A 7,313-nucleotide genomic window follows, 5' to 3' on the forward strand; every position below is an offset into this window, starting at 1 on the left:
TTCCAGACATGATCGCAGGAGCGGACAAGGCCGCCAAGGACATGATTGCGAAGATGCCGACAACACCCGCGCCGCACCACGCAAAGGTGCAGGCACGGCATTGGCCGAAGCAGCCCGTCGAAGCACCGGAAGATGATGCAAGCACGATTCCGGAATTGCGCGAGGCAGCGAAAGGCTGCCGCCGCTGCCCGCTGTGGCGCGACGCGACGCAGACCGTCTTCGGTGAAGGCCCTGACAATGCCAAGGTGATCTTCGTCGGCGAACAGCCGGGGGATCAGGAGGACCTCGCCGGCAAACCTTTCGTGGGTCCGGCCGGCAAGGTGTTCGATGCGATCCTGGACGATGCCGGTGTCGACCGGCAAAAGGTCTATGTCACCAACGCGGTCAAGCACTTCAAGTTCGAGCCGCGCGGCAAGCGCCGCATCCACTCCAAACCGAATTCCGGTGAGATTCAGGCCTGCCGCTGGTGGATCGACCAAGAATTCGAGCTGATCAAGCCGAACCTCGCCGTGGCACTCGGCGCGACAGCGGCGATGTCGCTGCTCGGCAAGGCGATTCCGGTGACAAAGATGCGCGGACAAGTGATCGAGCGCGAGGACGGATTGCGCGTGTTCATCACCATCCATCCCTCCTTCATCCTGCGCATCCGCGAACCCGCGGACAAGGAGGCTGAACGCGAACGGTTCCTGCAGGACATGAAGCTGGTGAAGCGGCTGATGGCCGCCTGATTGTCTGTTTTGCGCGATTCCGGACAGAAAACCTTCCTGGAATTGCTGCGGCTACCTGATCAGAATTGCCCTGAGATCGTTGACATTCGTACCGGTCGGGCCGGGTACGAAGAGATCGTCAACCGCGTTGAAGGCCGTCCAGGCATTGTTGCCGGCAAGCATAGCCTTGGCGTCCACCCCGGCAGCGCGCATGCGCGACACGGTCGAAGCATCGGCAAAGGCACCGGCATTGTTTTCCGAACCGTCGATGCCGTCAGTGTCGGCGGCCAGCGCATTGATACCGTCGACGCCATTGATGCCGATGGCGAAGGCGAGCAGGAATTCCGAATTGCGGCCGCCCTTGCCTTTTGCGCGCAGCGTCACGGTTGTCTCGCCGCCCGACAGGATCAGCACCGGCTTCGAGAAAGGCCTGTTGCGCGTCGCCACTTCACGCGCGATCGCGGCGTGGACACCGCCAACCTCGCGCGCTTCGCCTTCGATGGCATCGGAGAGGATAACCGCCTCGACGCCTTGCCGTTTCGCTTCCGTAGCGGCGGCTTCCAGCGATACCCCGGCCGAAGCGATCAGATGCACCTCGTTGCGCAAAAAGCGCTCGTCATCCGGGCTTGGCGCATCGGCGGCCGGCGAATTGATATGCGCCATCACCGAGGCCGGCAGTTTCATGCCATAGGCCGATATCGAGGCCAGCGCGTCGGCGCGGCTGCCTGTATCCGGTACGGTTGGGCCGGAGGCGACCATTGCCGGATTATCGCCGGGAATATCGGAGACGATCAGCGACACCACCCTGGCCGGCCATGCGGCCGCCGCCAGCCTGCCGCCCTTGATGGTGGAAAGGTGCTTGCGGATAGTGTTCATCGCCGCGATCGGCGCACCCGAGGCGAGCAGCGCCTCATTGACGGCGATCTCGTCGGCCAGCGTCAAGCTGCCGGCCGGCGACGGCAACAGCGCCGAGCCGCCGCCGGAAATCAGCGCCACCACCAGATCGTCCGCCGTCAGCCCTTGCACCTTCGCCAGCAGCCGGCGCGAGGCTTCAAGGCCGGCATCGTCCGGCACCGGGTGCGCCGCCTCGATGATCTCGATGCGCTCGCAGGTCGCGCCATAGCCATAGCGGGTGACGACCAGCCCTTCGATGGGGGCGTCCCACACTTTCTCGAAGGCTGCCGCCATTTGCGCCGAGCCTTTGCCCGCGCCGATGACGATGGTACGGCCCTTGGGCTTGGCCGGCAGATGATCCCTGATGGTTCGTTCCGGATCGGCGGCGGCGACGGCGGCGTTGAAGATAGAGACGAGGAACGATTTGGGGTCGAGCACGGTCATTCGGCTTCCCGAGGCAATGCCAAGCCGCGCTTGTCGACGCCCAAATGATCGCACAGCGCATCGACGACGACGCCGTGATCCTCGCGCTCCGGCAGTCCGGAAACGGCGATGACGCCAATGACGCCGGTGCCCTTGGCGTTCACCGGAAAGCCACCGCCGGCCAGCACGTAGTCGGCAATATCCAGCCCTTCACCAATCTTGAAGGTGCGGTCGGGGCGCTGCTGTTCCAACACCATGCGATAGGTGCTTCTCAGGAACCGTTTGACCACATTGATCTTGCGCCGCGCCCAGTCGGGATTGGAAGCGTTCGAGCCCGGCAGCGCGGCGTAGAACAGCGGCCGGTCCCACAGCCTGATGTCGACTATGATGGGTAGATCTTCGGCGATTGCACGATCGCGAATGGCGGAGCCGATTTTGAAAGCGACGGCCTCGTCAAAGGTCGCGAAGACAAGGGTCTCTTCCTGTCTCTTGATCAGAGCGATGTCGTCAGCAACGGCCATTTTCTTTCTCCGAAATCGTCACACGTCGTGTGTACGACAAGCTCCGCTCGGTCAAGCTTCCGTGGCGTGGCCACCTTCTCCCGAGGGGAGAAGAGACGAGCACGGGCCTCGGCTTCCTCCTCTCCCCTCGGGGAGAGGCCGGATTGCCCCGAATTGCCTTCGCAATTCGGTTGGCAATCCGGGTGAGGGGGCCTTACCCCGCGCTCATGTCAGCCTTGGCTGGCCGCCCCGCCACATAAACTTCGCGGACGGAGCGGTCGTCGCCCAGCGTCTGCAGGAGAAAGAGTTCCTGCGCCAGCGTCTCGACCGTCTCCATCCTGAGTCGCATTCCCGGCGTTGCCCTGGCGTCCAGCACGACGATGTCGGCGTCGGTGCCCGCGTCCAGCGTGCCTATCTTTTCCACCACCGACAGCGCCTCGGCATTGCCGCGCGTCGTCTGCCAGAAGGACTGGAACGGGTTGAGCTTTTCGCCATTCAGCGCGATCACCTTGTAGCCTTCGTCCATGGTGCGCAGCATGGAGTAGTTGGTGCCGCCGCCGACATCGGTGGCGGCGGCGATGCGGATCGGCTTGTCGCGTCGGCGAAAGCGCTGATAATCGAAGAGGCCGGAGCCGAGGAAAAGGTTCGAGGTCGGGCAGAACACCGCCACCGAGCCCGAGTCCGAAAGCGCATCCGCTTCGCGCTCCGACAAATGGATGCAGTGGCCGAACAGGCTCTTTTTGCCTAACAGCCCGTAATGCTCGTAGACGTCGGTGTAGTCGCGCGCCCACGGGTAGAGTTCCTGCGTGAAAGCGATCTCGGCGTGGTTTTCCGACAGATGCGTCTGCATGTGCAGGCCGGGATGTTCGCGGCACAACACGCCCGCCATCTCCATCTGCTCCGGCGACGAGGTGATGGCGAAGCGCGGCGTGATGGCGTAGTGCTGGCGGCCCTTGCCGTGCCACTCCTTGATCAGCGCCTTTGTGTCGTCATAGCCGGATTGCGGGGTGTCGAGCACGCCGTCGGGCGCATTGCGATCCATCATCACCTTGCCGGCGATGTTGAGCATGTTGCGGTCATGCGATTCTGCGAAGAAGGCTTCGGCCGAGGCCTTGTGCACCGAGCAGTAGGCGGCGACCGTCGTGGTGCCGTGGCGCACCATTTCGTCGAGGAACAGCCGCGCGATGCGGCGGCCGTGCTGGGCGTTGGCGAACTTCGTTTCTTCCGGAAAAGTGTAGGTGTTCAGCCAGTCGAGCAGTTCGGCGCCGTAGGAGGCGATGATCTGCATCTGCGGAAAATGCGCATGGGCATCTATGAAGCCGGGCAGCAGCAGATGCGGCCGGTGGTCAATCCTTTTCACCGTTTCGTCGGCTTGCTTTTCAACATCGGCATAACTACCCGCGGCGACGATCCTGCCGTCACGGATCAGCAGTCCGCCATCCTCCTCGTAGCGCCAGGCGGAATGGTCTTCGAGAGTTTGCGGCCAGCGCACAAAGGACAGCGTGCGGCCGCGCAGAAGTGTCGAATTCATGCTATTTCCCTGCGCCTTCGAACCAGGCCACCAGCAGCGCCCGTTCCTTGTCGGTGATCTGAGAGACGTTGGCGGGCGGCATGGCGTGGCTGCGGCCGGCCTGCAGATAGATTTCGCGGGCGTGGTTGGCGATATCCGCATCGGTGTCGAGCATCACGCCCTTGGGCGCATGATAGATGCCCTCATAGACCGGCTCCGCCGCGTGGCACATTGAACAGCGGCCGAGCACGGTGTCGCGCACCGCCGGGAAATGCGCTGAAGCGACATAGACTTGCGCCGACGCGGATTCCTTGGGTTCGCCGGTCAGCACTTTCGGCGCGGTCGACAGCCAGATGATGACGATGAACAGGACGAGTGCCGCCATCCAGGTCCAGGTCGGATTGCCCTTGCGCGCATGGACCGAGTTGAAATAGTGCCGGATCAGCACGCCGATGATGAACACCAGCGAGGCGATGACCCAGTTGAACTCAGTGCCGAACGCCAGCGGATAGTGGTTCGACAGCATCAGGAACAGCACCGGCAGCGTCAGGTAATTGTTATGGAGAGAGCGCTGCTTGGCGATCTTGCCGTATTTCGGGTCGGGCTTGCGGCCGGCGATGAGGTCGGCGACGACGATCTTCTGGTTGGGGATGATGACCATGAAGACATTGGCCGACATGATCGTGGCGGTGATGGCGCCCAGATGCAGGAAGGCGGCACGGCCGGTGAACAGGTGGGTCAGTCCCCAGGCGATGAACACCAGCACGCAATAGAGCACCAGCATCAGGCCGGTGTCGCTTTTGCCCAGCGGCGAGCGGCACAGCAGATCGTAGACCACCCAGCCGACGCCGATCGTTGCCAGAGACAGCAGGATGCCGACCGGCACCGACATCGGCAGCACGTTCGGATCGATCAGGAACAGATCGGCCCCGGCATAATAGACGACGCACAGCATGGCGAAGCCGGAAAGCCAGGTGGCGTAGGATTCCCATTTGAACCAGGTCAGGTGTTCCGGCATTTCGGCCGGCGCCACCAGATATTTCTGGATGTGATAAAAGCCGCCGCCATGCACCTGCCATTCCTCGCCGAAGGCGCCGACGGGCATGCCGGGACGCTGGCGCAGGCCGAGATCGAGCGCGACGAAATAGAACGACGAGCCGATCCAGGCGATGCCGGTGACGACATGCAGCCAGCGCACGGCAAAACTCAGCCAATCCCAGAAAATCGCGAAATCCATCATTGAAATCGTCCCTGCCGATTGGGTGACTTTACGGGCTGGAGCGCAAACGGAAAGAGGCGAGGCGCACGAGGACTTTCAAAAAAAAATGGAAAATACTAGGTTGATCCTGCAAACCGGCGAAGGTGCTCCGCATGGCCTATCTCGACAACATCGCCGTCTTCGTTCGCGTCGTTGAACTCGGCAATCTGTCGGCGGCCGGGCGCGACATGCGCATTTCGCCGGCGGTCGCTTCCAACCGCATCAAGGAACTGGAGAAGCACCTTGGCGTGCGGCTGTTCAACCGCACCACACGGCAATTGATGCCGACCGAGCATGGCACGGTTTTTTACGGGGGCGCCAAGCAGGTGCTGGAGGCAATCACCGAGGCGGAAGCGGCAGTCTCTGCCCTTTCCGGCCAGCCGCGCGGCACCATCCGCGTCACGGCACCGCTCGGCCTCGGCCGCCGGCTGGTCGCTTCGGGCATCCCCGATTTCCACGACAAATACCCTGATATCGAGGTGCGGCTCAGGCTCTCGGACCACAATGTCGACATCATGAAGGAAGGCATCGACGTCGCCTTCCGGCTCGGCATCATCGAGGATTCCAGCCTCAGGATGCGCGGCATCATGGAATGCGAGCGCGTGCTGGTGGCGGCGCCGAAATATCTCGAAGCGCGCGGCGAACCGATTGAGCCGCAGGAACTGATCGGCAAGAAGCACGACTGCCTGATGCTGCGTTATTCGGGCGCGCGCGAATATGTGTGGACGCTGCAGACCCCCACCGGCCCGCAGAAATTCGAGGTACACGGGCCCTACGACACCGACGATGGCGACGTGCTCACCGGCTGGGCGCTTTCAGGCCGCGGCATCATCAACAAGCCGCGCTTCGAGGTCGAGCCATTCATCCGCGATCGGCGGCTGAAGGTGATCCTGCCCAGCACGCCGCCGACACCGGTGCAGTTCGCCGCCGTCTATCCGCACAAGAAGCTGCAGGATCCAAAAGTGCGGCTGCTGCTCGACTTCATGGCCGAGCGCTGCCAGCGGCTGATCAACGATCTGCTTGCTGGCAAATAAAGGCTGGCCGGCAAATAGGGACTGGCCGGTAGGTGAGCGGCGGTTTGGCCCAGCGCCGGCGGTTGCCATCCCAGGATGTGGCGAACATAGTTCGGGGTGGCATTTCATCTCATAGGAACCCCCGATGGACAACGGCGCCACAATGCATCTTGCCGTTTCGCTCGCCGATCCATCACTCGAGACTGGGTTGGAATTCAGCCGCCTGGCTGGTTTCGTGCAAAAGGCTGAAGCAGCCGGGCTGGACATGGTGCTGCTTGCCGATGCCGCGCCAGCGTCCGAAAGCGAAGCCGCGAACAAACGGATGCCCTTCGAAGCGACGACCTTGCTGGCCGCTCTGGCGACTGTCACAAGCAGGATCGGCTTGGTTGCCGCTGCCTCGACAATTGCCCACCAACCCTACAATCTGGCACGCCGTTTCGCTTCGCTCGACGTTATCAGCCACGGCCGCAGTGGCTGGAACGCAACCATGACGCAAGCGCCACGGGAAGCAGCCAATTTCAGCCGGCCCGAAGGATTTTCGCCTAACGATTTCCGCCGTCGCAGTGAGGAATATATCGGCATCGTGCAAGGTCTGTGGCAGGGCTGGGATGCGGACGCCCTGCTGTTCGACCAGGGCGGCGGCCGCTTCCACGACCCCGAAAAGATGCACCTGCTGGAGCACAAGGGCGAATTCTTTTCCGTGCGCGGACCGCTGAACGTCGCCCGGTCGCCGCAGGATACGCCAGTGCTCGTCTTGTCGGGCCTGCAGGAATCCGACTTCGATATTGCCACTCGCACCGCCGATGTCATCCTGCTGGACGGCGGACTGGTGGAGGGCGCGACCGAACGCTATGACGATATCAGGCGCCGTGTCACGGCGTGCGGACGCGATCCGGATGCTGTGAAAGTGCTGACGAACGTCGCGCTTATCGCCGATAGTAAGCCGGCTGCCGTCGCCGAGAGGCTGGAAAAGGAATTCCGGGCGAGAGGCTGCGACGGGTTCAACAT

General features: G+C 62.7%; 7 protein-coding genes. 3 read left to right on the forward strand and 4 right to left on the reverse strand.

What is annotated here, in order from left to right; genetic code table 11:
* Positions 1–728 (forward strand): UdgX family uracil-DNA binding protein (locus tag ENZ74_RS15440; RefSeq protein ID WP_245470960.1); only part of this gene is annotated, 728 nt, incomplete at its 5' end.
* A 51-nt stretch (positions 729–779) separates the two neighbouring features.
* On the opposite strand, the gene ENZ74_RS15445 is transcribed toward ENZ74_RS15440, so the two are convergent.
* The 4 genes from ENZ74_RS15445 to ENZ74_RS15460 all read right to left on the reverse strand — a co-directional run bounded on the left by ENZ74_RS15445 (position 780) and on the right by ENZ74_RS15460 (position 5,274).
* Entirely contained in the window at positions 780–2,045 is a 1,266-nt protein-coding gene (locus ENZ74_RS15445; RefSeq protein ID WP_063169828.1) for a glycerate kinase, read from the reverse strand.
* Positions 2,042–2,545, reverse strand: a complete 504-nt coding sequence (locus ENZ74_RS15450) for a heme-degrading domain-containing protein (protein ID WP_063169827.1) — start codon at positions 2,543–2,545, stop codon at positions 2,042–2,044. Before ENZ74_RS15450 ends, ENZ74_RS15445 begins: the two co-directional genes overlap by 4 nt.
* Positions 2,546–2,738: 193 nt before the next feature.
* Positions 2,739–4,055 (reverse strand): guanine deaminase, encoded by a 1,317-nt coding sequence (guaD, locus tag ENZ74_RS15455; protein WP_063169826.1) that lies wholly within the window; start codon positions 4,053–4,055, stop codon positions 2,739–2,741.
* Between the two features lies 1 nt (position 4,056).
* Positions 4,057–5,274: a urate hydroxylase PuuD gene (locus ENZ74_RS15460; RefSeq protein WP_024501931.1), complete on the reverse strand. Its 1,218-nt coding sequence runs from the start codon at positions 5,272–5,274 to the stop codon at positions 4,057–4,059.
* A gap of 131 nt (positions 5,275–5,405) precedes the next feature.
* On the opposite strand from ENZ74_RS15460, the gene ENZ74_RS15465 reads away from it, so the two are divergent.
* Positions 5,406–6,326 carry a LysR family transcriptional regulator gene (locus ENZ74_RS15465; RefSeq protein WP_024501932.1) on the forward strand — a complete coding sequence of 307 codons (921 nt, stop codon included), beginning with the start codon at positions 5,406–5,408 and terminating at the stop codon, positions 6,324–6,326.
* Positions 6,327–6,450: 124 nt separating this feature from the next.
* The coding region (locus ENZ74_RS15470) for an LLM class flavin-dependent oxidoreductase (protein WP_127312849.1) at positions 6,451–7,313 on the forward strand (863 nt) is incomplete at its 3' end.

Source organism: Mesorhizobium sp. M7A.F.Ca.CA.002.15.2.1 (genome assembly GCF_003998715.1).
Lineage (GTDB): Bacteria > Pseudomonadota > Alphaproteobacteria > Rhizobiales > Rhizobiaceae > Mesorhizobium > Mesorhizobium ciceri.